At 54.5% G+C, this 23,476-nt stretch carries 16 protein-coding genes; 7 read left to right on the top strand and 9 right to left on the bottom strand.

Annotated features, from left to right (window positions below; all coding sequences use genetic code 11):
* Positions 1-405: 405 nt before the first annotated feature.
* The 6 genes from VGH19_18560 (at position 406) to VGH19_18535 (ending at position 9,759) form a co-directional block, all read left to right on the top strand.
* Positions 406-2,049 carry a class I SAM-dependent DNA methyltransferase gene (locus VGH19_18560; protein ID HEY1173378.1) on the top strand — a complete coding sequence of 548 codons (1,644 nt, stop codon included), beginning with the start codon at positions 406-408 and terminating at the stop codon, positions 2,047-2,049.
* Positions 2,039-3,409: a restriction endonuclease subunit S gene (locus VGH19_18555; GenBank protein ID HEY1173377.1), complete on the top strand. Its 1,371-nt coding sequence runs from the start codon at positions 2,039-2,041 to the stop codon at positions 3,407-3,409. Before VGH19_18560 ends, VGH19_18555 begins: the two co-directional genes overlap by 11 nt.
* Positions 3,406-4,362: a hypothetical protein gene (locus tag VGH19_18550; protein HEY1173376.1), complete on the top strand. Its 957-nt coding sequence runs from the start codon at positions 3,406-3,408 to the stop codon at positions 4,360-4,362. Before VGH19_18555 ends, VGH19_18550 begins: the two co-directional genes overlap by 4 nt.
* Complete coding sequence (locus VGH19_18545; protein ID HEY1173375.1) at positions 4,359-5,306, top strand: DUF1848 domain-containing protein; 948 nt, start codon at positions 4,359-4,361, stop codon at positions 5,304-5,306. The genes VGH19_18550 and VGH19_18545 overlap by 4 nt, the downstream gene beginning before the upstream one ends.
* A 164-nt stretch (positions 5,307-5,470) precedes the next feature.
* Positions 5,471-6,568: a hypothetical protein gene (locus tag VGH19_18540; protein HEY1173374.1), complete on the top strand. Its 1,098-nt coding sequence runs from the start codon at positions 5,471-5,473 to the stop codon at positions 6,566-6,568.
* 41 nt (positions 6,569-6,609) lie between these two features.
* Positions 6,610-9,759 carry a type I restriction endonuclease subunit R gene (locus VGH19_18535; protein ID HEY1173373.1) on the top strand — a complete coding sequence of 1,050 codons (3,150 nt, stop codon included), beginning with the start codon at positions 6,610-6,612 and terminating at the stop codon, positions 9,757-9,759.
* A 6-nt stretch (positions 9,760-9,765) separates the two neighbouring features.
* Here VGH19_18535 and VGH19_18530 read toward each other — a convergent pair whose 3' ends face one another.
* From VGH19_18530 to VGH19_18520, 3 genes are all read right to left on the bottom strand, one after another.
* A complete protein-coding gene (locus VGH19_18530) occupies positions 9,766-11,067 on the bottom strand; it encodes a hypothetical protein (protein ID HEY1173372.1) in 1,302 nt (433 codons plus the stop codon).
* 383 nt (positions 11,068-11,450) lie between these two features.
* Positions 11,451-12,122, bottom strand: coding sequence for a hypothetical protein (locus tag VGH19_18525; protein HEY1173371.1), 672 nt, complete (start codon positions 12,120-12,122; stop codon positions 11,451-11,453).
* The gene (locus VGH19_18520) at positions 12,119-12,421 is read right to left on the bottom strand and encodes a hypothetical protein (protein ID HEY1173370.1); all 303 of its coding nucleotides are present in this window, start codon (positions 12,419-12,421) and stop codon (positions 12,119-12,121) included. Before VGH19_18520 ends, VGH19_18525 begins: the two co-directional genes overlap by 4 nt.
* Positions 12,422-12,484: 63 nt before the next feature.
* Between VGH19_18520 and VGH19_18515 the strand changes: the two genes are divergently transcribed.
* Complete coding sequence (locus VGH19_18515; GenBank protein HEY1173369.1) at positions 12,485-13,456, top strand: hypothetical protein; 972 nt, start codon at positions 12,485-12,487, stop codon at positions 13,454-13,456.
* A gap of 511 nt (positions 13,457-13,967) precedes the next feature.
* Here VGH19_18515 and VGH19_18510 read toward each other — a convergent pair.
* The 6 genes from VGH19_18510 to VGH19_18485 all read right to left on the bottom strand — a co-directional run bounded on the left by VGH19_18510 (position 13,968) and on the right by VGH19_18485 (position 23,374).
* On the bottom strand, positions 13,968-14,771 hold the full coding sequence (locus tag VGH19_18510) for an IS5 family transposase (protein ID HEY1173368.1): 804 nt from the start codon (positions 14,769-14,771) through the stop codon (positions 13,968-13,970).
* 113 nt (positions 14,772-14,884) lie between these two features.
* Complete coding sequence (locus VGH19_18505; protein HEY1173367.1) at positions 14,885-15,757, bottom strand: adenylate/guanylate cyclase domain-containing protein; 873 nt, start codon at positions 15,755-15,757, stop codon at positions 14,885-14,887.
* A 229-nt stretch (positions 15,758-15,986) separates the two neighbouring features.
* Positions 15,987-21,134, bottom strand: a complete 5,148-nt coding sequence (locus tag VGH19_18500; GenBank protein ID HEY1173366.1) for a putative Ig domain-containing protein — start codon at positions 21,132-21,134, stop codon at positions 15,987-15,989.
* 91 nt (positions 21,135-21,225) lie between these two features.
* Positions 21,226-21,990, bottom strand: a complete 765-nt coding sequence (locus tag VGH19_18495) for a hypothetical protein (GenBank protein HEY1173365.1) — start codon at positions 21,988-21,990, stop codon at positions 21,226-21,228.
* Positions 21,991-22,199: 209 nt separating this feature from the next.
* Positions 22,200-22,784, bottom strand: coding sequence for a PDZ domain-containing protein (locus tag VGH19_18490; protein HEY1173364.1), 585 nt, complete (start codon positions 22,782-22,784; stop codon positions 22,200-22,202).
* A gap of 119 nt (positions 22,785-22,903) precedes the next feature.
* Positions 22,904-23,374, bottom strand: coding sequence for a hypothetical protein (locus tag VGH19_18485; GenBank protein ID HEY1173363.1), 471 nt, complete (start codon positions 23,372-23,374; stop codon positions 22,904-22,906).
* Between the last annotated feature and the right edge of the window lie 102 nt (positions 23,375-23,476).

The following is a 23,476-nucleotide window of genomic DNA, read 5'->3' as shown; positions in this document are numbered from 1 at the left end:
TCCTGTTTGATCAGGAAAAACTCCTCCCTGTTCAAGACAGCCATGCATTCAGAATGGCTACCCTGTCGAGTTCTCAGGCGGGGTTGGCTGGAGGGAGCTTCCACCAGCCCTCCAACCCTTCCTCACCTTGAGGCAGCCCAGTTTTGCAGGGGGGATTTTTCCACAGTGAACAACACTCCTTGCGTTCCCAGCTTTTTGAACAATTTTCCCCCTCGCCCCACCAGCCTCCGAAATCACCAAATGGTACCATGTGTTCGGTTGGTGGCGTGAGAGGGTGTCTTTGAAATTCTATCGGTGGGGCGATTGATCCAAAACGGACATGATGGCCGTTTTGCCTCTCCTTCAAAAATGTTGGCTTGTTGTCTCCCGCGAGAATGGCTATCTACCTTGGAAAGATTTACCGCCATGGGACGTAAAACAGCAGCAAAGGAATCCAGTTCCGCCGCCAATCTTGGCTTTGAAGCCAAGCTCTGGCTCGCCGCCGACAAGTTGCGCAACAACATGGACGCGGCGGAATACAAGCACGTCGTCCTCGGCCTCATCTTCCTGAAGTACATTTCTGACTCCTTCGATGAGCACCACGCCAAGCTGCTGGCCGGCAAGGGTGACTTCGCCGGGGCCAATCCCGAGGACAAGGACGAGTATCTGGCCGCCAATGTTTTCTGGGTGCCCAAGGAAGCCCGCTGGCCCCATCTCCAGGCCCGGGCCAAGCTCCCCAGCATCGGCAAGGACGTTGACGACGCCATGGTGGCCATCGAGCGGGATAATCCCCGGCTCAAGGGGGCGCTGAACAAGAACTATGGCCGGGCGGATCTGGACAAGCATCGCCTCGGCGAACTCATCGACCTCATCAGCTCTATCCAATTGGTGGAAATCGGCAGCCGGTCCAAGGATCTGCTGGGCCGGGTGTTCGAGTATTTCCTGACCCAGTTCGCCAGCGCGGAGGGCAAGAACGGCGGCCAGTTCTACACCCCTTCATGCGTGGTGCGGCTGTTGGTGGAGATGCTGGCCCCGTACAAAGGCCGCGTATATGATCCGGCCTGCGGTTCGGGCGGCATGTTCGTGCAATCGGAGAAGTTCGTGGAATCCCACGGCGGCAAGCTGGGGGACATCAGCATCTACGGGCAGGAGAGCAATCCGACCACGCGGCGGCTGGCCATCATGAATCTGGCCTTGCGCGGCATCGAGGCGGACTTTGGGCCGGAGAATGCCGACACCTTCCGGCGCGATCTGCATCCCGACCTGCGGGCGGACTACGTCCTCGCCAATCCGCCCTTCAACGACTCCGACTGGTTCCGCAAGGACGATGACGTGCGCTGGGCTTATGGCGTTCCGCCCAAGGGCAATGCGAACTTCGCGTGGGTGCAGCACTTCATCCACCACCTGGCTCCGCACGGGATGGCGGGGTTTGTTTTGGCCAATGGCAGCATGTCCTCCAACCAGTCCGGCGAAGGGGAGATCCGCAAGGCCTTGATCGAGGCGGACCTGGTGGATTGCATGGTGGCGCTGCCGGGACAGCTCTTTTACAGCACGCAGATCCCCGTGTGCTTGTGGTTCCTCACGCGGGACAAGGGTGCCCGGACCATCCAGCATGGCAAAGGGGAGAAGGACTACCTGCGGAGCCGGAAACGGGAGACGCTGTTCATTGACGCGCGGAAGATGGGCACGCTCATTGACCGCGTACACCGGGAACTGACGGAGGCAGACCTTGAGAAGATCGTCTCTACCTACCATGCTTGGCGCGGAGACTACGGGGCTTGGCGCAAGGCGACAGAGAAATCTGGCGGGACACTGCCGGAGATCACCGGCCCAGCCTACCAAGATGTTCCGGGCTTCTGCAAAGGGGCGACTTCGGCGGAGATTGCGGCGCATGGATTTGTGCTGACACCTGGCCGCTATGTGGGGGCGGAGGAAGTGGAGGACGACGGCGAGCCGTTTGAGGAAAAGATGCCGCGACTGGTTGCGGAATTGAACGCCCAGTTTGCCGAGTCCGCGAAACTGGAAAAGGCCATCAAAGCTAACTTGAGGGGGTTGGGCTATGGGGGGTAACGGTGCGCAATTCACCGCTGATGAGCTACCTGAGATTCCGGCTTCCTGGCGTTGGGGTAGACTCGGTGACTTGGTGGATCAAAATCGGGGCATCTGCTACGGAATCGTGCAGCCGGGAAAGCACGACGAGTCTGGTGTGCCGATGGTGAACTCGCAGGACGTTTTGGATGGTACGGTCGCTTCGCGTGTTGAGTTTCGAGTCGCGAAGGAACTTCACGCACGATTCAAACGCTCAACCATTCGTGGTGGCGAAGTTCTGCTGACGCTTGTGGGCGCGAACTTTGGCCGCGTCGCAATCGCGCCAAGTTCGTTCGCGGGGTTCAATTGTTCCCGCGCAGTCGGAATTATCCCCGTTCTCGAGCATCCCCAGTTCGTTATGTTTTGCCTCCGTTCTCCGCTGACGCGGCGGTTCTTGGACAACTGGGCAAACACGACCGCGCAGCCGACCTTTAACTTGAAGGAGGTTGCGAATCTGCCGATTCCACTCCCACCCCTCGCCGAGCAGAAAGCCATAGCGGCTGTACTGGGGGCGCTGGACGACAAGATCGAGTTGAATCGGCGGATGAACGCGACGCTGGAGGCGATGGCGCGGGCGCTGTTCCAGAGCTGGTTCGTGGATTTCGACCCCGTCCGCGCTAAACTCGACGGCAGAAAGCCTGTGGGCTTGGATGCGGCAACGACCGCTCTCTTCCCTGAGCACTTGGAAGACTCACCACTCGGACACATTCCAAAAGGTTGGGAAGTGAAGACCATTGAAGAACTCGCCGAGCGTGTCGCGATGGGGCCGTTTGGTTCCGATATCAAGGTTTCCACGTTCGTGCCCGAAGGCATTCCCGTTGTTAGTGGTCAGCATCTTCGCGGCACATTGCTCGATGACTCCGAGTTTAACTTCGTCAGCGTCGAGCACGCCGACCGCCTCAAACGATCCAATGTGCAACGCGGCGATGTCATCTTCACCCACGCCGGCAGCATCGGCCAGGTCGCCTATATCCCGGAGGCATCTCGATACGAACGCTACATCATTTCGCAGCGGCAATTCTACATGCGTTGCAATCGCGCTTTGGTCTCACCGTTCTACATCACCTCGTATTTCAAGACGCCGGAAGGCCAGCACCGCCTGCTCGCCAACACCTCATCCACAGGCGTGCCGTCCATTTCGCAACCCGTGACCTATCTCCGGCAGTTGAAGATGGTCGTTCCGCCACCCGCGTTGCTGAAAATCTTCGATACGACGGTTGGACAGATTCATCTCAAGATGGCCGACAACGACCACCAATCCCGCACCCTCGCCACCCTCCGCGACACGCTGCTGCCGAAGCTGCTGAGCGGGGAACTCTCAGTCGCCACTTCAAGGTCATGATCAAATACTTCGATACAATCAAAGCCGCTCTCGATGCGTCATTTGCGGTTATCTGTAACCACAAAGGAATCCCGCGTGAGCAAGGCCCTGCGCTTGTGAGGGCCGAACTCGGTGCCATGAACAAAGAATGGTTCAAGACTGAGCCTGCGAACGTGAAATATGAAGATCCAGTTTGCCGGTTCGCATATCTCTTTTCGCACACGGCAGCGAATGCCAACCTTTGTGAAATTGCAATTCGCGAATCGCCGGACGTGGTGAAGCTGATTACCGACAAAGCCGCTACTAGTAAGAAACTGAAAATCTGTGCTTTCGGCGGCGGACCGGGAACGGAACTACTGGCCCTTGCGAAACACCTTTTGAAGACCCGACCGAACGGACCCCATCTTCAACTCAAGTTTGATTTGCTCGACCGGGTCGATGAATGGATCGAATCGTGGAAGGCTATTGAAGGAGAGATCACTCGGAAGCTGGAGGGTAAGTACGGCAGTTTCGTAAACCATCCATTTTCGATGTCAGGAAACATCTACGGCAGGGATATGACAGATCCTCACCAATATGTGAACCTGCCCACGCTTTTCGACCAGGATTTGTTCTTCTTGAATTACGTCGTGTCAGAGATCTCGGGCAACAGCGCTGACATCACCAAAGATGCGCCTTCATTCGTTGAGTTTGTTCGTCACGCTGCACAGGCGTGCAAATCGGGTAGCAAGTTTGTGATCGCGGACCGAGACCAGGATAACGTCGTCATCAACGCACAGAAACTCCTCGCAGAAGCCGGTCTGACGGCCTCAGCAATTACTAAAGTTTGCCGCCGTATGGACGCAGATGAGCAGCCTGATGTGTTAAAGGATTACTCCGGTGACATTGATCGTTTTCCGCGCTCCTGGTGGAAAGGTCGCTACGGCTCCAATTCGAATCGGGGAGCATTTTTCATCATCGGAACGAAACCATGATCATCTCGGCCAGCTACAAGACGGACATTCCCACTTTCTACGGAGAGTGGTTCATGAACCGTCTGCGGGCGGGTTACTGCAAGATGGTCAATCCCTACAACCGGCACGTCATCCGGGTTTCGCTTCACCGGGACACGGTCGAGGGAATCGTCTTTTGGACGAAGAACGTGGGGCCGTTTCTAAAGCATCTGCATGAGGTGAAAGAGCGAGGATTCCCGTTCATCCTCCAGCATACCATCAATGGCTATCCGAGGACGCTTGAGCAAGCCGTGGTCGATGCGCCACGGGCAGTGGAGCACCTGCACCAAGTCGCCGAAAAGTTCGGCCCTCGGGTTTGTATCTGGCGCTACGACACCATCATCAGTTCATCGCTCACTCCGCGCGAATACCACATCGAAACGTTCACTCGTCTCGCGAAATCATTGGAGGGAGCGACGGACGAGGTGGTGATTTCGTTCGCACAACTCTACCAAAAGACACTGCGGAACATGGAGAAAGCCGCAATTGAGCACGGCTTCACATGGTCTGACCCTAGTGACGAATGGAAGAAAACCCTCGCTACCGAACTAGCGTCCATCGCCTCCGCTCATCGCATCCGCCTCACCATTTGCAGCCAACCGCAGTTCATCATGCCCGGATGCTACGAAGCACGCTGCGTGGATGCGGACCGGCTAGCGGATGTCGTCGGCAGCCCAGTCAAAGCGTGCCTGAAAGGAAATCGGAAAGAATGCGGCTGCTTTGAGTCCCGCGACATCGGCGAATACGACACTTGCCCGCACGGCTGCGTCTATTGCTACGCCGTGCGGAACCAGGATTTAGCCAAAACCAGATACAAGCAGCATGACCCCAAGGGCGAGACACTGTTCCCGCTTGGTCCAGGCGATGTAGATGCCTCCAAGGATGACGACCAACTCGGGCTTTTCGGAAATGACGAACCGATTTGAGCTATGAACCTCACTCGATCCATAGTCAAACTCGCAGCCCAAGAATTGCCTGTGAAGCTGCTTGTGGAGAGTTGGAAATTCGCGTGGGTTCCGCAGGTTGTGTTTGTTACCAACTCCCAGCGGGATGTATTTATCCAGGTTGTTGGCCTTTCCCATTTTAACGCATGAGCAAACTGAAACCATGGGCAGCAGGCCCTTTTGAATTGATTCGCCATGCAGAGGGGCATTTCAAAGATGGATCTGATTTTGACAAGCGAATGGCTCTTGTCAGTTTCGACAATGCCGTAGAACTATCCATTACCACGTACCTGCAGTTGCACCCTAGCCAGCGTGGTGGGAAGAATTATGAACGTAAGAAGGTGGAGGAGTGGTTAACCAACTATCACAAAAAGCTGGAGTTCTTGTTGCATTTCACAACTGAGCAAAAGGCACCTATCCAAGTTTCCCTCGATGAAATTGTTTACTATCACAGCATCCGCAACGAACTGTACCACTCAGGTAATGGCACGGTGCCCGACTTGCAATGTCTTGAAGGTGCACGATCAGCTGCAATTTGGACCTTTGGGCTTCTATTCGGCGCAGACGCCGAGCTGCTTTTGAAGCAAGCGCCTGCGAGATCAACACCGAAACCGCAGCTTGAAGATCGTTCTTTTAGTGTTCAAACTGAGTTTCTCCAGTCGTTCATTGCATTTGAAAAAGCGTTGAGGGCTAGTCTTGCATCCATTGGCGCGAATAAACAAGTGCCCGCTCGCCTGCCGGCGGCCAGAGCTTGGATGATTTTTGCAGAGCAAGTCGATGAGTTGCCTTCGCCATATCATGACATCGTCGATCGTTGTATTAGTCTGCGCAATAAGCTCATCCACGGGGAAGTGACCGATGGCTCGCCCGATGAATTCAGCCGCCTAACCCGTAAATTGGATCAGGTGGCTGAGTTTGTAAGTAGTTTCCCTGCATCCAGAGATTTTCTGGATGATTTGAGGGCAAAGATTGGCGACCTGATTCCTGATAAATTGCATTCGATCAGAATAGTCCAAGAACGCAAACGGGTGTTTTTGGAGGCAATATCTGTCGTTGAGACCCATATGGTCAAAAAGACTATAAAGCGGACGGATCTTGGTTTCATTATGGATGACGATTCTTATCCTGATGACCGACGACTCTTTGTGGCTAACAAAGCAGCAGATAAAAACGCTGACTTGTTCCTTCGTGAAATGGCTTACGATGAAGTCCTTGATCACCTGCCCGACATATTCTCCACCTAAGACGAGATGCTTTCCGAAGCAAAAAAGATGATTTAAGAAGTATGCCACTCACCGAATCCACTGTCGAAGAGGCCGCCCTGAGTTGGTTCGGGGAACTGGGGTATGCCATTGGACACGGGCCGGAGATCGCACCGGGTGAACCGGCGGCGGAGCGGGATTCGTTTGCGGAGGTGGTGCTGGTGGAGCGCTTGCGCTCATCATTGCGTCGCTTGAACGTCGCCTTGCCGGAGGAGGCCATCGATGAGGCAGTGCGCAAGGTGTTGCGGATCGCGACGCCTTCCCTGGTGCAGACGAACCGGGCTTTTCATAAGTTGCTGCGGGATGGGGTGGATGTGGAATACGCCCGGCCCGATGGCAGTACGAAGCATGACAAGGCGTGGCTGGTGGATTTCATTGATCCGCTGGTCAATGACTGGCTGGCGGTGAACCAGTTCACGGTGATCGAAGGACAGCATAATCGCCGACCTGACATCGTGGTGTTCGTGAATGGTCTGCCGCTGGCGGTGATCGAACTCAAGAATGCGGCGGATGAGGAGGCCGACATCTGGGCGGCCTACAAGCAACTGCAAACCTACAAGGCGGAGATCCCCAGTCTGCTGGGCTACAACGCCGCCCTAGTGGTGAGTGACGGGTTGCAGGCCCGCATAGGGTCCATCACGGCCAATCAGGAATGGTTCAAGGTCTGGCGCACCATCGACGGGGAGCAAGCTGCTCCGGCCAGTTCTTTGGAGCTTGAGATTCTTACGCGGGGAGTGTTTGAGCGGCGGCGTTTTCTGGATCTGCTGCAGCATTTCATCGTATTCGAGGAGAACCCGGACACGGGGGCGATCCACAAGATCATCGCGGGGTATCATCAGTTCCACGCAGTGACCGCGGCGGTGGAGGAGACGGTGCGGGCGAGCGGGATGACGCCCAGTGGACATCTACACGATAGTGTAGGTAGCTATTGGGCCGGGCCGATGCACGGGGGCAAGCCAGGTGACCGGCGAGCGGGGGTGGTGTGGCATACGCAGGGAAGCGGCAAGAGCTTCACGATGCTGTTCTTTGCCGCCCGCGTGATCCGTGAACCCGCGATGCAGAACCCGACGCTGGTGGTTTTGACGGACCGGAACGATTTGGATGACCAGCTTTTCGGCCAGTTCCAGCGCTGCATGGACATTCTCGGGCAGACGCCGGTGCAGGCGGAGAGCCGGGAGCGGTTGCGGGAACTGCTGGCGGTGGCCAGCGGGGGTGTGGTGTTCACCACCATCCAGAAGTTCCTGCCGGCGAACGGGGAGAAAATGCCGGAGCTTTCGCCCCGGCAGAACATCATCGTGATCGCGGACGAGGCGCACCGGTCGCAATATGACCTGATCGACGGGCTGGCGCGGCATATGCGGGATGCCTTGCCCAATGCGAGTTTCATCGGGTTCACGGGCACGCCGATCGAGAAGAACGATGCGAACACCCGGGCGGTGTTCGGCGATTACATCAGTATCTATGACATCCAGCGGGCGGTGGCGGACAAGGCCACGGTGCCGATCTATTACGAAAGCCGGATCGCCAAGCTGAGTCTGAACGCGAGCGAGTTGCCGAAGCTGGACGCCGAGTTTGACGAGATCACCGAGGGTGAGGAGCAGACAAAGAAGGAAAAGCTCAAGACGAAGTGGGCGGCGCTGGAGGCGCTGGTGGGCGATGCGAAACGGATCGCGCTGATCGCGAAGGACATGGTGACGCACTTCGAGAAACGCACGGAGGCGATGGACGGCAAGGCAATGGTCGTCTGCATGAGCCGTCGCATCTGCGTGGATCTGTATGAGGCCATCATCAAACTGCGGCCGGACTGGGCCAGCGGCAAGGATGACGAGGGCGAGGAAGGCAAAGCCTGCGTGGTGAAGGTGATCATGACGGGCAGTGCCGATGATGGCCCGGATTGGCAGCCGCATATCCGCAACAAGGACAAACGGCGCAAGCTGGCGAACCGATTCAAGGACAGCACCGATGCTTTCCGTATCGTGATCGTGCGGGACATGTGGCTGACGGGCTTTGACGCACCCTGCCTGCACACGATGTATGCGGACAAACCGATGCAAGGCCACGGTCTGATGCAGGCCATCGCCCGGGTGAACCGGGTTTTCCGCGACAAGCCGGGTGGGTTGGTGGTGGATTACCTCGGCCTGGCCGACCAGCTCAAGCAGGCGCTGGCGAATTACACCGACAGTGGCGGACGGGGCAGCACGACGTATGACACGCGACAGGCCATCGCGGTGATGCAGGAGAGGCATGGCATCGCCTGCGACATGTTGCATGGCACAGACTGGGAGAAAGTGGTGGGCGATGCGAAGAAGACGCTGTTTGCGCTGCCGGCCTTGCAAGAGCACATCTTGCAACAGGAGAACGGCAAGCTGCGGTGGGCGCAGGTAGTGACGGATTTATCCCGCGCCTTTGCCCTGTGCGCGGCCAGTGACGAAGCCACGGAGATCCGGGATGACGTGGCGCTGTTCCAGGCGATCCAGTCTGCCTTGGGCAAGCAGGGCGGGCGGAACGCAAAGACGCCGGAGCAGATCGAGGCGGCGGTGCGGCAACTGGTGAGCAAGGCGATCACGACGGAGGGCCAGATCATCGATGTGTTCACGGCGGCAGGATTGGCGAAGCCGGATATCTCCATCTTGAGCGATGGCTTTCTGGCCGAGGTGCGGGGATTGAAGTTCAAGAACGTGGCGGCCGAACTGCTGGAGAAGTTGCTCAAAGATGAACTGAAGGTGCGGTCTAAACGAAACCTGGTGCAGAGCGAGATGTTCAGCGACAAGCTGAGGAAAACCCTGAACGCGTACCATAACCGGGCCATCTCGACGATCGAAGTGATCGAGGAACTTATCAAGCTGGCGAAGGAGATGGACGCGGCCACCAAGCGGGGTGTGAATCTGGGGCTGACGGATGAAGAGGTGGCCTTCTACGATGCACTGGCCGCGAATGAATCCGCCGTGCGGGCGATGGGGGATGACAAGTTGAAGGTGATCGCGGCCGAACTCATCACTCAGGTGAGGAGCAGTGTGACGATTGACTGGACCTTGCGCGAATCAGCGCGGGCCAAGATCCGAGTGATGGTGAAGCGCATCCTAAACAAGTACGGCTATCCGCCGGACTTGCAGGATGAGGCGGTGCAGACGGTGCTCAAGCAGGCGGAACTGCTGTGCAGGGACTGGGCTTAGGGGATTCTATCTCACGTATTTAGCCCCTCCGGTCAAAAGTTCAACTATGCGTTGAGCCCGCAAATCTTGGAAGCGCTCCAGTCTTTCCTGCTTTCTGCGATCCGCCAACCGCTTCAAGGTCCATTTTTGTTCAAAATCTGGGTCTCGCAAAATGCTTAGTGCCAGCTCCAAAGCTTCCTCTAGCGATCTTGCAACCTCTCTATCTTTGTATCCAGCAGCAACTGGTTGTTGTGCAGGCGGAGATTGTTTGTGCTGTTGTCCTTTATGTGGGAGATCAACTCTAGGTTCAGCTTTCGTATGGACTTGCTCAAGACCACCACTTCTTGCAGCAGGTACAGCAGAAGACTGACTGTCACGACGTGGCTGAACGTGAGCATCCGTCTTCTCAATCTGGCCCACTTCACCGGCCTCCACGCGTGTGGACTTCTGTTCACGGCTGGAACTACTGCGGGGGGTATCGACGGCGGTTGGGGTGGTGCCGACAATTGCGGAAGGACCGCAAGATTTAGCCCCGGTAATAGCGGTTGCGATCGGTTTTTCGATGCGCGCTGACAGGATTTTATTTTCATGCAATTTCTGGCGGTTTCGTGAGATTTTTTGGATGAGAGGTTGCAGGGTGAATGATCGGGACAGTTTGTAAGCAGGGAACCATTTGTCAGAACTTCCATATACACAGAAAACCTGCCCCTTATGGCGTACATACTTCATTCGGACCCGTTGTGAGGACAACTCCGTTCTAAATCCTGATAACGTGGTGCTGGTTTCCCACGCACGTGTTATGACGGATGAGATAAAATGTTTTTCAGCGGAGCCTTTGCCTTTTCGATCATCGCTTAGTGCCAACAATGGTCGGGAATTTCGAGGCACATTCCCAATCCCAGGCGTCTCAGTAAGGTCATGACGACACTCAATTTCTTTCGTGGAACCAATAGCGCGTAATCGGGAGAAAGAATCTCTCCAACGTTGACAATGGAAACCAGAAACTGCTGCTACAACATGCACGTGCTCTCCTGGGTGCCTCACAACGACAAATGGATAGTCTGTAAGTGACAGTTGTTGTATCAAGTCTGCACTGACACAACGCCAGCCCTTATCTTCTAGATCCTCTCCTCGACGTTGTCGCAAAGAAATGTGAACACACTGCACCGCCAAGTCATCTCTCAAGCGGCAATGTGCCAACAGGTACCCCTTGATCTCTGAAATCGATTGGGTGCCAATATTACTGAGCAAGTAAGTGGCGCCTATTCTCTCGAAAACATAGTCGCATGTAATGGCGATTTGCTGGGTCAGATGAATATTCGCTTTCACACGGTAGTATCTATTCTGATCGGCAGACGATTTCTTCTTGGAGCTGCAGCAACAATTCTGTCATTCGGTAAAGGTTGCTTTTGACACTCTCACCGGAGGAGCCGAGTTCGATGGCCAGGCAGAGCTCAGCACACAGTCTTCTGATTGTCCCCACCCTCATGAAGATTCGCTCTGCAACATTAACAGGGTCATTGGCCTTCGGTTGCTTTCCCAAAACACGGTTTCTCAACTGGGCGCTAAGCGATTTGTTTTTAATCAGAGTACTCTGCAAGCATCCCAGCTCTGTCTCAGTCAGGTATATTACCACTGAATGAGATCTGGGGGTTGGGGTTTTTGGGCGACCTCGCTTTTTCATGGATGCGGATTATTGTTAGTTGTTCGGGCTAGTTGTTCTCGATTGGCAACGAGAGTTGCTGTTCATTATCCAACACAAGCGCAATGCGCGGTATTGGTGGTAGTTCAGTAGTTGAAACGGACGTCTTGCGAGCGGTTTCCTTCTTTTCAAGAGGCAATCTGTTGGGAACTTTTGGATGGAAGGGTGCACCCAACCGCTCAAGGCCTTTGGTTCCTCGCCTTTGCAAGTATTGAAACAATATCAGTACCGCATCGGAATTCTGAGGATCCAGCCGACGAATCGCCCGAGCAATGGCGCGGATGGTCCCGTGCAACTGCTTCTTACTGTCGCATTTGCGATCGCACGTTTTCCTCGGATGACGTGAATCGGTGGTAAGTGCCTTTAGAGAGTTGATGTGTTTTAGCGCCAATGAGATCTCCCTGATCGTCAATGACTGAATAGTGGCCAAACAGAATTCTTTATGCATCACGTTAACAACCAGAAACTTGAACCCCGCACACCTTCTCCGGCATTCACGTGGTGAGATTGTTGCTGCCAGCTCGATGTTTTTCGTGTACTCACCGTGGGCGCAGGTCATGCGCATCATGCAAAGGATGCGCGCGGAAAGCATAATGAAGAGCAGTGCTCTTTTACCCATGCGCCCCAGCAGCAATTCAATGCGGCTTAGTTGTATGATCGCGATCTCTAGTTTTTCTTTCATAGATTTTTTCTAGTGTCGGAGTTTTTGTTCTTGATCGAGATTCGAGCAGTGATCACTCGACTCGATTTGTTTAGCCAACGCACATTCAGCGCCAGCTCCTCAATTTCTTTGGATGCAAAGTACATTGCTTTTCCAGGTGCTACACCTCCTAGTGGATTGAGCAGTTTCGCGCCAACTAGCCATCCTATGTGATCTGCATGCATTCCGAGTACGATAGCCGCCTGTGATGTCGTCAGGCGCGCTGGCAATCTCACCATTTGCAGAACGCCGGGTATCTGATTATCGTAATCGGATTTCATAAATAGCTGGCTTGCCACGGGCTTGCCACGAGTGAAGCTACCCCAGATAGCTTGCTGTGCGTTATGACATCGATGTTCAAAAAATGTCATATCCGCTGCTCATTCAAAAATTCAGTTACAACCTCATTCTCTTTCGCGCAGGTTACATTTTCTTGTTGTATTGCGCTGTTGCTGACGTTGAAACTCCGCTTCATGAAATCCCCACTTAAAGAGGTTGCAAACTCAAAGCCTAAACCGACCGCACGCAAAAAACCGACTGCTCCAATTCAATCCACTCGAATCAGGAAGATGAGCTTTGGCGAATTCTTCCAGGCCTCTCTTGGACCCCAACGGGATGATTTTTCCCGGCAACTGATTTTCTCGGATAATCGCATGCCATGGCTCCTCCTAGGTAATGGTGCGAAGCACGAGAGCTTGCGCAACAAGATCATCGCTCATTTTAGCTTTTTTGAAGATTTGGGAACTCGAGCTAGACGCGGGGAGGGACGATCATTAGCAATTCTTGCGATTCTCGCAAAGATTGCGACCGTTGAACTGGCCGCTGCACTCATGGCCGCACCAAAAGAAGTAAAGGAGTTCTTAAATCACGACATCTCTTGGCCGGTCATCGTTGGATTCAGTGGAAAGATGGACAAAGAGAGTCTGGCGAATCTGAGGAGGCTTGGTTTTGGCTCCTCAATCTGGGGGAAAAAAGGCGTTCTTAACACGGATATAAATTGTTCGGCCCATATTCTGAACATCTACGTTAGACTGATTCGCTCAGGGCAATACGAGCATGGCGATGTGATCATGCAGAAGAAAATCACTGGATTGGAGCCGTATTCTACGCGCACTCGTGATCAGTGGCAGTCGGTGGCCAAAGAATTGATTGGCGAGGTTCAATCTTTATCATCGGATGATGGAAAACCACTATTGGCAATACCTCAGTCAGCGGCTCGTAAAGCTACTTGGCGTCGCAGATTTGCCATAGCTTTCGGAGATTTTGCGATCGCCATCCAAAGCGCCGATTATCCTCCGTCACATGTTGCCGATTGAAGACGCCTGATTGAAACAACTAGTTCATCTAGACGATTACAGCGCATACCAAATCGTACACCACGACCCTGAAAACCGGCACCTTCGGATAGACGCCGATTCCAGTTGATTCCGCGGTGTACCGTGGCAAATTGCTGGTTAAAACATCGGTTTCAGCACCGATTCCGACCCTCGCCTCCAACTGTTAAGTGCTTGTGCCTTAGCAGGTTACAAACGCAACGGAGGTCCGATTCACACCAAAACTCGCGCCAAAAATCCTAGTTTTGCCGAATCCGGTCTAATCCGGCTTTAGGTCAGCCCTATCCTTTTGGTTCCGGAACCGCTCTTGAGCCATACTGCAAGAGCGATGAAAGCGTGTTATCGATTGGTGAAGATGAGCAACCGTGGCGGGATGCACTACGCCAAGGACACCATTTCGGGTTCCCGGACCAGCCTGAAAATAAAAAAGTGAAAGCCGGAAAAGCAAATTCAGGCACTTACTGAGTTCGCTTCCCAATCGCTCTAGAGCCTGTCATGCACTTTGAATAAACAGCGAATGGAGCATAAGCATGGTAAAGGCGAGCCAGTGATAGCCAGCCAAGGTTGAAGCGAGCCGTTCGTAATCACGCGCCAGCCGTCGGAAACGTGCGGCCCAGGCAAAGGACCGTTCCACCACCCAGCGGCGTGGCAGGAGCACAAACCCGCGCTTGGCTTCGTGGTGTTTGACTACTTCCAAGCGGATGCCTTTGGCTTCCGCCTGGGCGGCTGGTTCCTCACCTGTGTAGCCCTGATCCACATAGCCGATCGCAACATTTTCACCGGTGGCCTCCTGTACGGCCTGTGCCAGTTCGCCCACCTGGGCCCGGTCCTGCTCGTTGGCTGGCGTCACCTTCAAGGCCAGCAGATGGCCCAGTGTATCCACTGCCGCATGCACCTTGCTGCCCTTGCGCTTCTTGGCTCCGTCATATCCGGCCCGAGCACCGCTCTCCGGCGTTGATTGCAACGTACGACTGTCGAAGATGGCCGCCGTCGGCTGCCCCCCGCGCTCTTCCCACAAGCGTAGCAGCAACCGCAAATCCTCGGCCATGCGCTCAAAGCATTGGGCGGCCAGCCACCGCTCGGTCTGTTGCTGCACCGCCGTCCACGGCGGCAGGTCATTGGGCATCATCCGCCACGGACAGCCTGCCCGGATGAACCAGCGCAAACCGTTATAGAGATCGCGCAGGGCATATTTACGTTGTGGCGCATCCTCCTTCATCAAGGTCAGATACGGCGCACTAAAAGCCCATTCCTCATCGCTCACATCACTCGGATATCCTTTGCGTTCCTTCGCCATTCCAAGCTTATGCTCAGAATGTATTTACATTGTACAGACTTTTCCTCCCAAAAGTTCATGACAGGCTCTAAGCTAACTCTCTTGTTACAGTATCTTCCTATTTTCCGCATCGGCTAACCAGCAAGCTCTACTTTGTAAGTGGAATGCTTGCCTTCAAAGCCCTTCAACTCGAACTCACCCAACGGAATCAACTGGCAAAAACCTTCCAGCTTGCGGGCGGCACCAGCCGTGGCCATGCAATCAACCCCCAGCTTGCCCGCAATCTTTTCCATACGAAATGCCAGGTTGACTTCAGGTCCGATCAAGCTGTTTTTGCCTTCACTTATGGAATGATCAATCGTCACAGCCCCGAAGTGGAGCAAGAGCCTGAATTGAAGCGTTGTTTGCTTGCGCAATGCCTCCAGTTCCCCCAGCGAGGCCAGAATGCCCTGTTGTTCGGTCATAGGCGACGGCCAAAAAGCCATAAAACCGTCTCCCAAATACTGGTTTATCTCGCCACCGTGGTTCTCTACCGCCTGTTTGCACTGTGCGATCCAGACTCCGACCAGCTTGGCCAGTTGGTCACCCGGCATCGTCTGGCTAAGGGGGGTGAAATCTTTGATGTCCGCCAGTAATATCCAAAGCTGGGCTGCGGTGTGGTTGCCCACTGTCCGGTCTGCCGTAAGCCCCACTTCAAACGGCGGCGCCGTTTTGCCGGAACTGGCTGGCTGGCGAAAGACGAACTGGTGGCCGCCAATCTCCAAAGCATCGGCGTCGGTTAGCGCCACCGGCTGGGCGACCCGACGGCCATTGAGCATTACCCCGTTGCGGCTGCCCAAATCCACAAGCCAATACTCGCCTTCCGATTGCAAATGGATCATAGCATGACGGCGCGAGATCAAATTGCTGGATAACACGACACTATTACCTGGATCACGGCCAATCGAACAATTGACCCCGATCGGAATTTTCCTGCCATCAGAGATTTCCAGCCAGCCGCTTGCCATTCCCTTAGCGTGCTTTGCCTGAATTATTCCTAAAGGAAACAATCATCGAGGGCGAACGCACTTTGACTACGCTATAGGTTGTTCTGGGCGAAATCAATGCCCGAGAGGTTGGATGCTGGTTGGCGGAACGGAATCCCAAAAAACACAAGGCAGGCCTGGGTGGCACACAGTTTTACACCCAGACCTGCCGAATTCCGCCACACATATGACGGAAATTTTTTGACGGGCATCAGTTCTCCACTACCCGGTAGAAACGTTGCGGAGCAGTCTTGGCCGCGACATCAAGCTGTTCGATGACCTCGCCCGTGCCAGTGAATGTGCCCAGCAAGTTCCAAGTCTTCAGGTCTTGGGACCATTCAAGGCGGTAGGATTTGCCAGCCATCGTTTGAACGGCCAGGCGGTAGCCTTCAGTTTTTACGCTCTGGGCGGATTGTCCGGCAGCTGCACTCAGGCGGCTGCTTACTACCTCGATCTGCGAGTCCGTATAAGCGGTGGGGAGCGAGTTGCCGTTCGCATCGGAAACATCCAAGCGTACCGGGGAACCCGTGAAACTCAGCGCACTCTTAGCGAATACCGAGTTGCTGGCTTGGAAACGGATCCGGGCGATTTCATGCTGGCCGGCGGCAAGCCCCTGCCCGGCAGCCGCACCGGTAAGCACACCGAATTTTCCAGCGGCCTTTTGCTGGTCATTCAGGATCAAAGGAGCACCAGTCGTGGCACTGCCTGCCTCCACCGCGAGTAACGTCACCAGCGCTGGATCAAACTGAATACTGAAGCCCACCGCATTCTCACCACCCAACGCCTCAAGCATGACCGGCACTTCGAAAACCTGCCCCCCCATCACTTGCAGATTTCCCATATGAATCTGCCGTTCACTACTGACGCTAGCCAGATTGAACGAAGCCAGCTCTGGAGACGCCTGGGTCGGTCCAGCAGCCGGAGCGACTGGCTCCAATCCGGCGACATAGCGTCCCGCCAGCACCCAATCGCCAATTTTCAAGATGCCATCGCCACGGGTTTCAATCGGGGCAACATCTGCGCGCTGAAACTCACTGCCAGACGCAGGAACCTCCAGCCCGGCCACAAATTTGCCGATTTGAACCCAGTCTGTGATGCTTAGGCTGCCGTCACCCGTACCGTTGGGCCGGGGTGCCACATCTGCTTCATATCCGGAGGTGAACGTCACCGTGCCGCCGATATAATCTGCAGGCAGAGAATTTGCCGCCGCGTCGGCCACTTCTCGCGCAATCGGTTGATTGCCGAACGTCAGGGCGGATTCCACCCCATTCAAGCCGGTCGCTGTATCGAAAGTGATGTTAACCAGCGTATAGGTCGCATTGCCGAAGCTGAGACCGGTACCCAGAGCGAGAGCAACCCCGAGCTTGCCATTGCTGGCCTGCAGCGTGTTCGCATTCAGCGTCACTCCAGCAGGCAAGCCATTGCCCAGACTGATCCGCGGATTGCTCAATTTAGCCGGATCAAAAGTGAGGCTGAAGCCAATGGCATTCTCGTCACCCAATGCTACCAATTGCACTGGCACCACTACCGATGAGCCTGCCGTGGTGGCAGTGGAAACAACCTTAAGTGAACGGCCACTGCTCGTCACCACCTTGAAGCTGACCGATACCGTCTGATTGGCCTGAATGTTGTTCAATGTGTAACTTGTACCAGCAGACTGAACTGGGCTTCCATTCAAGAACCACTGATCAACCGCATAACCAGTCTGCGCCGTGGCGGTAAAGGTCTGGCTGCTGCCCGCGTTCTTGGAGAAGGAACCGGCAGGACTGATTCCACCATTGGCACCGGCGCTCGCCGTAATCATATAATTCAGTGCCTTAAAGGACACTGAGACCGCCTGGTTCGCCTGGATGTTATTGAGCGCGAAGGTTGTTCCTCCCGTTTGCACCACAGCACCGTTTACCAGCCATTGATCGATTTGATACCCCGTATTCGGTGTCGCAGTGAACGTCTGGCTGGTGCCGCTATCCTTGCTGACCGAACCACTAGGACTGACCGAACCATTTGCCCCGGCAGCTGTTGTGATGGTGTAGCTTGTAGTCACGACGTTAAAAGTCACTCCCACAGTTTGGTTAGCCTGAATGTTATTCAGCGTGTAGCTTGACCCGCCGCTCTGCACCGCGCTGCCGTTCACCAGCCACTGATTCACCTGATAGCCGGCGTTGGGTGTGGCCGTAAACGTTTGGCTGGCACCCGCGTTCTTGGAAATGGCACCAACAGGACTGATGCTGCCATTGGCACCAGCACTCGCTGAAACGGTGTAAGTCACCGCTTTGAAGCTGACCGACACCGTTTGATTCGCCTGGATGCTGTTCAACGTGTAAGTCGCTCCTCCAGTCTGAGCCACACTACCGTTCACCAGCCACTGATCCACTTGATAGCCCGCGCTGGGTGTGGCCGTGAACGTTTGGCTGGCACCAGCATCCTTGTTGATGGCTCCACTTGGGCTGATTGAGCCATTGGCACCAGCGGTTGCGCTGACAACCAGCGGATTAACCATCAATGTAGCCGCCTGGCTGTTGGCACTGCCTGAAGTATTCGAGGCTGTGAGGCGGAACTTCTGTCCACTCATCGCCATCGTGACTCCGGTCAATTGCAAAGTGCTTGAGGTCGAGCCAGAGAAGCCATTTCCATCAGCCATATTACTCCAGGAGGAACCTCCATCCACAGAACGCTGCCAGACTACTATGGGCGCGGGAGTGCCCGTGGCGGAAGCGGTAAAAGTAACTGTATTGCCAGACGTGACTGTCATATTGGCAGGATGCTGGCTGAATGAAGGGCTGACATTGGCCGTATTCACCGTCAGAACCAGGTTCTTCGTACCAGTTCCACCCGCATTGCTGGCGGAGAGATTGACCGTAAATACCCCAGTGACTGTGGGTGTCCCGCTGATCAACCCGCTGGATGTGTTTACCGTAAGCCCAGCAGGCAAACCGGACGCACCAAAACTGGTCGGGTTGTTATTTGCAACGATCTGGTAGGTGAAGGACTGGCCTTGAATAGCCGAAGCCGTGCTTGTGCTGGAGATGACCGGAGTGTTGATGGAATCAGGCACTCCGTTTCCGTTGAGACGGGCTAGACCGTTGCAGATTACCCCATCAACCTCAGTAAAAACCCCACCAATGACAATTTTATCGTTTGGCTGTAGTGTGATACTGATAATCGTACCATCAGCGCCGATGTCTGTATCGGCATCTAATGTGCCATCCGTATTGAACCTCGCAAATCCGATGCGTTCCATTTCGCCAGCCCAGGTAAAGTCTCCGCCTGCGAGAATTTTTCCATCTGGTTGAACCAATACGTCAAAGACCCAATCATCAACATTAGCATTGAAGCTGGCATCCATGGAGCCATTCGAGTTGAGTCTGGCGATATAGTTACAGGCTGCTCCACCTACTGAAGTGAAAGCTCCACCAATTACAACCTTCCCGTTCGACTGAAGCGCGAGCCCAAGAACAGCACTGTCGGCATTAGGATTGAAATCCGTGTCCAGAGTGCCGTTTGCATTAATTCGTGCAATACCGTTACGGGTTACCCCGCCTACTGATGAAAATGTGCCGCCCAGCAGAATTTTTCCATCAGGCTGGATCACCATACGGAGAACCGTATCGTTCACGTTGGGATTGAAACTCGCATCCAAAGTTCCATCCGCGTTGAGTCGGACGATGCGATTCCGCGTCGTGCTTGCACCTGCCACAGTAAAGGATCCACCCAGCAGAATTTTCCCGTCCGGTTGCACGGCAATCGATTCAACGGTACCATTGAGGCTGGGACTGAAGGCGGTATCTAATGTGCCGTTGGCATTGAGTCGGGCCAGATGATTGCGAACGGTACCGTTTATCGTCGTGAAATCTCCGCCAATGAGAATTTTGCCATCCGCTTGCACAGCGATGCTCCAAACTCCATCGTTAGCGCTTGGATTAAAAGCAGCGTCAAGAGAACCATCATGGTTGATGCGGGCAAGGCCGGAGCGCGTCATCCCGTTCACCTCGGAAAAACCACCTCCCACAAGAATTTTTCCGTCCGGTTGCAAGGCGGTCTTCCAAATGAACTCATCCACGGCTGGCGGATTGAAATTACTGTCAAACCAAAACCGCTCCACGTTTGGCGTGTAAGTTACCGTGATGATGTCCGAAGCTCTGTTATTGGCTCCGTCCTTGGCTGTGACTGTGATGACGTTAACGCCGGCCTGGAGCGGAATGCCGCTGATGCTCCATGTGGAAACACCATTGGCCAGGCCGCTCCCGCCCCGGTCATTCACCCACGCAACTTCCGTGACGGCCACGTCATCACTCGCGGCCCCCCCTAGGTTAAGGAAACTGCCACTGGTGGAATATGAGGGGTTTGTGGTTGGAGACGTAATGGCTATTGAGGGGCCAGCAGATACCGCAGTACCTAGAATTGCCAAAGAGTGATCACTGCCAGCTGAGATGGCTGTTACTCCGCTCTGGGCTGCGATAGGAACGCTTGTCTGCCCCTTTCGATTGTCGCCCCAAGCAATCACTCCCCCGTTGCTCTTTAGGGCCATGCTGAAGTATTGCCCTGCACTGATATCTGTAATCCCGCTTTGAGCTGAGGTTGGCACTGTTGTCTCGCCATGGATATTTGATCCCCAGGCAATCACAGAGCCATCGCTTCTCAGAGCCAAACTATGATAAAGTCCTGCCGCGATTTTAACCACTCTGCTACCTGCTGAAGCAGGCACGCTGACTCCGCCAAAAAGATTTTGGCCCCAAGCCACCACTGAGCCATCATCTTTCAGTGCCAAGATATGATAAGCTCCAGAAGCTATTGCGACAACGCCAGTGCGAGCAGCCAGCGGCACATCCGATTGTCCATACGTGTTGGATCCCCAAACAATTACCGAACCGTCACTCTTCAAGGCCACCGTGTGATTGACCCCGGCACCAATTGCTATCACTCCACTTTGGGCTTCTGCTGGAACACTCGGTATGGTCGGTGACTGCCCCCAAATAACCACCTCGCCATTATCTTTCAAAGCCACCGAATGCTCCCGACCGGCGGCGATGGCCACAACCCCGCTCTGCGCTGCCGCTGGCACTTGCCTTTTGTGGACTGTGCCGTCGTATCCCCAAGCCAATACTGAGCCATCGTTATTTAAGGCCAATGTAAGCCATTCTCCGCCAGCGACCTTCACAACCCCGGCTTGAGCAGCAGAAGGGACCGTTGTTTGGCCGCTTGTATTGTTTCCCCATGCAACCACTTGACCAGCAGGTGCGGCCGCCCTAGCAAGCAATGCGCAAAGCAGCGACACAATCAGGATGCCCGCACGGAAGACGCTAAGTCTCAAACTCGGATTCTGGATCATCTGTTTATGGACTGTATTGATGTCTTTCATCGGTTTTCAGCAGTTAAGATTCATGTGAGTATTGCCTTCACCGGACAACACGGCTGTGTTTGCGGCTTGTGACAGACAATTTTCTGGGGCATCACTTGGGGAGCTTTTCCATGGTAAAAGTGAACTCGTGGTCTTCCTGCTCCGCTTGGACGTGCAGTTTGATCTCATGGCTCCCTAGCGTCTTGACAGCCTGGACCATGACTACCCCGCCGGCAGCCAGTCCGGGTTTGACCGTGTTCTGCCGCAAAACTGCGCTCAAGCTGTTCAACTGCGCAGCCGAACCGGCAGAAATAGCCTGCATCTCGGAAGACAAATTTGCCTGGATAGCGGCCTGCTGAGCGGCCGCATTGGCGGGATTGAAGGTGGTCAACTGGTAGTTCATGCTGCCGCCACCAGGCACAGAAAGGTTAGCGTATGTCGTCTGCGGCATGGCCGCATTGATGGAGGCACTCGCTGCATTGATCCCCGCAGCGAGGGCCATCAGGGCCGCCGCATTTTCGATTTCCCGTTTCTGTTCTTCATAGGAATAGAGTTTCAACGGTTGGTCGTTGTCGCTGACCTGCACATCATCCAGGGAAAACTCGAACGGTTCCTGGCCTTGGTTGCCCACCGCCACCAGAAACTTCAACCGTTCCTTGGCGCGAACCTGGTTTTGCAAAGGACGGACGGTCACCACATGCTTTTTGTCCGATTCCAGAACCACCATCCCCTGTTGATGATGGCTTTTAAGTTCTGAGTTTAAGACCGGCTGAACCGCATACCGCGGACCGGCGCAGGCGGTGAACAAAGTGGCCAGCGTGACACCGAGCAATGTGGATTGGGTGATTTTCAGGAGAGTGGAACGGGTTGTTTTCATGTCTGTGTGCGGTTCTTGGTTATTTTAGGGAATCTTTGTTTATGTTCCCCTTCACCGAACAACACGGGCTGAAACGGAAGCTGTGACAGACAATTTTACGAGCCGTTTGGAAAGCCGATTGGTCATCCATGCTTTCGGTCCTACTGGCAAAAAGAAAGCGGCTCCGGCATACCCGCCGGAGCCGCTTCCCCACATGACCAACCCAACTCTCAAGGCGCCGACTTGGAAAGGTTTAGGTAGGAGGGATCGTTTACCATATGCTCAATCATCTCCAGGTTCATTCTGGCTCCGCGTTCACGTGACCGGATCATCATGCGGGTTTGCCGCTCAGCCTCAGTTTCTGCAAGGCGCGGCATGATTTGCGCCTGCGGTGGAATCTGCGACAGATATGGCTGGGGACTCACGATAGGTGCTAAGATGACATAGTAGGGGCGGATCTGCCCCGTGCGGGCGTCACCCACCAGCAGTTCCGCCTGTGGAGGCGCATTCCTTATCAGCGCAACAAAATGCTCCGGACCAAGCACTTGCACGCCATTTACACGTAGTATCCCATCTCCCGGCTCCAAGTTGAACAGCTCTCTGCTGCCGGGCAGATGCATACGCATAGCCGGGCTATTGGCATACACCTGTTGCACCATCACTCCTTGCGGATGCGGTACAACCTGTACACCCAGATACATCCCTTGAGCCTTGGCTTCCAGTTGGATACCCAAGACCATCAACCATAGAGCGAGCCATTTCCCAAACTTTTGGACAGAAGTGGTGGATTTGTTTTTGCTGATGTTCGTTTTCATAATCATGCTTGTTTTTCGGTTTTCCGGCATTTCTTTGTTTGCGCCTTCAATGCTCAGAACGGTGAAGCAGACTGTTTGTGACAAGGAGATTTGAGCCAGGAGAATTAGGCATCCAGAAGTCAGCGAAGGGCCGCGCGTTCTGCTTGAAGCATCTTCAGCCTGAAGCTGACTGCCGACCTTTCGGCCAGTAAGCGGTCCAGGTTACGACTGGTTTCATCAGCCAAGTCATGAGCCGAGGTTCTTGGAATAAAATTTCGCCCATCGGATTCCAGCCGATCAAAAGCGTTTTGATAAATCTCCATTTCCACCAACCCGAGGAACTGCTGGGATAGTTTTCCATGCTCAATTATCTCTCCCTGTAACGTCTGGATACGCGCTTTCAGAACGGCAATCTGAGCATCCAGCACTTCCCCTTTTTGCGGATCCGATTCAAAGGCTGAGGTTGCAGATGGTGAAGCCCACACAGAATTCTCCGTCTGTTCTGAGGGGCTTTTTTCTTGATTCCCGCAACCAACCAATAGGAGCGACCCCAATCCCATGACCAGCAGAGTGCGACCATAACAAGACAGAGACTGAATAGATATTTTCACGACGTTTTTCCTTTAGATTTATCAACCTCCATCATTGGCGACAGAGGCCATCCACGGACAAAACGGGCTGGCATACATCCTGTGACAGCGGGAAGTATTGCC

This window comes from Verrucomicrobiia bacterium (genome assembly GCA_036405135.1).
In the GTDB taxonomy this organism is placed as follows: Bacteria; Verrucomicrobiota; Verrucomicrobiia; order Limisphaerales; family JAEYXS01; genus JAEYXS01.
This window is presented reverse-complemented; position numbering and strand designations above follow the sequence as displayed.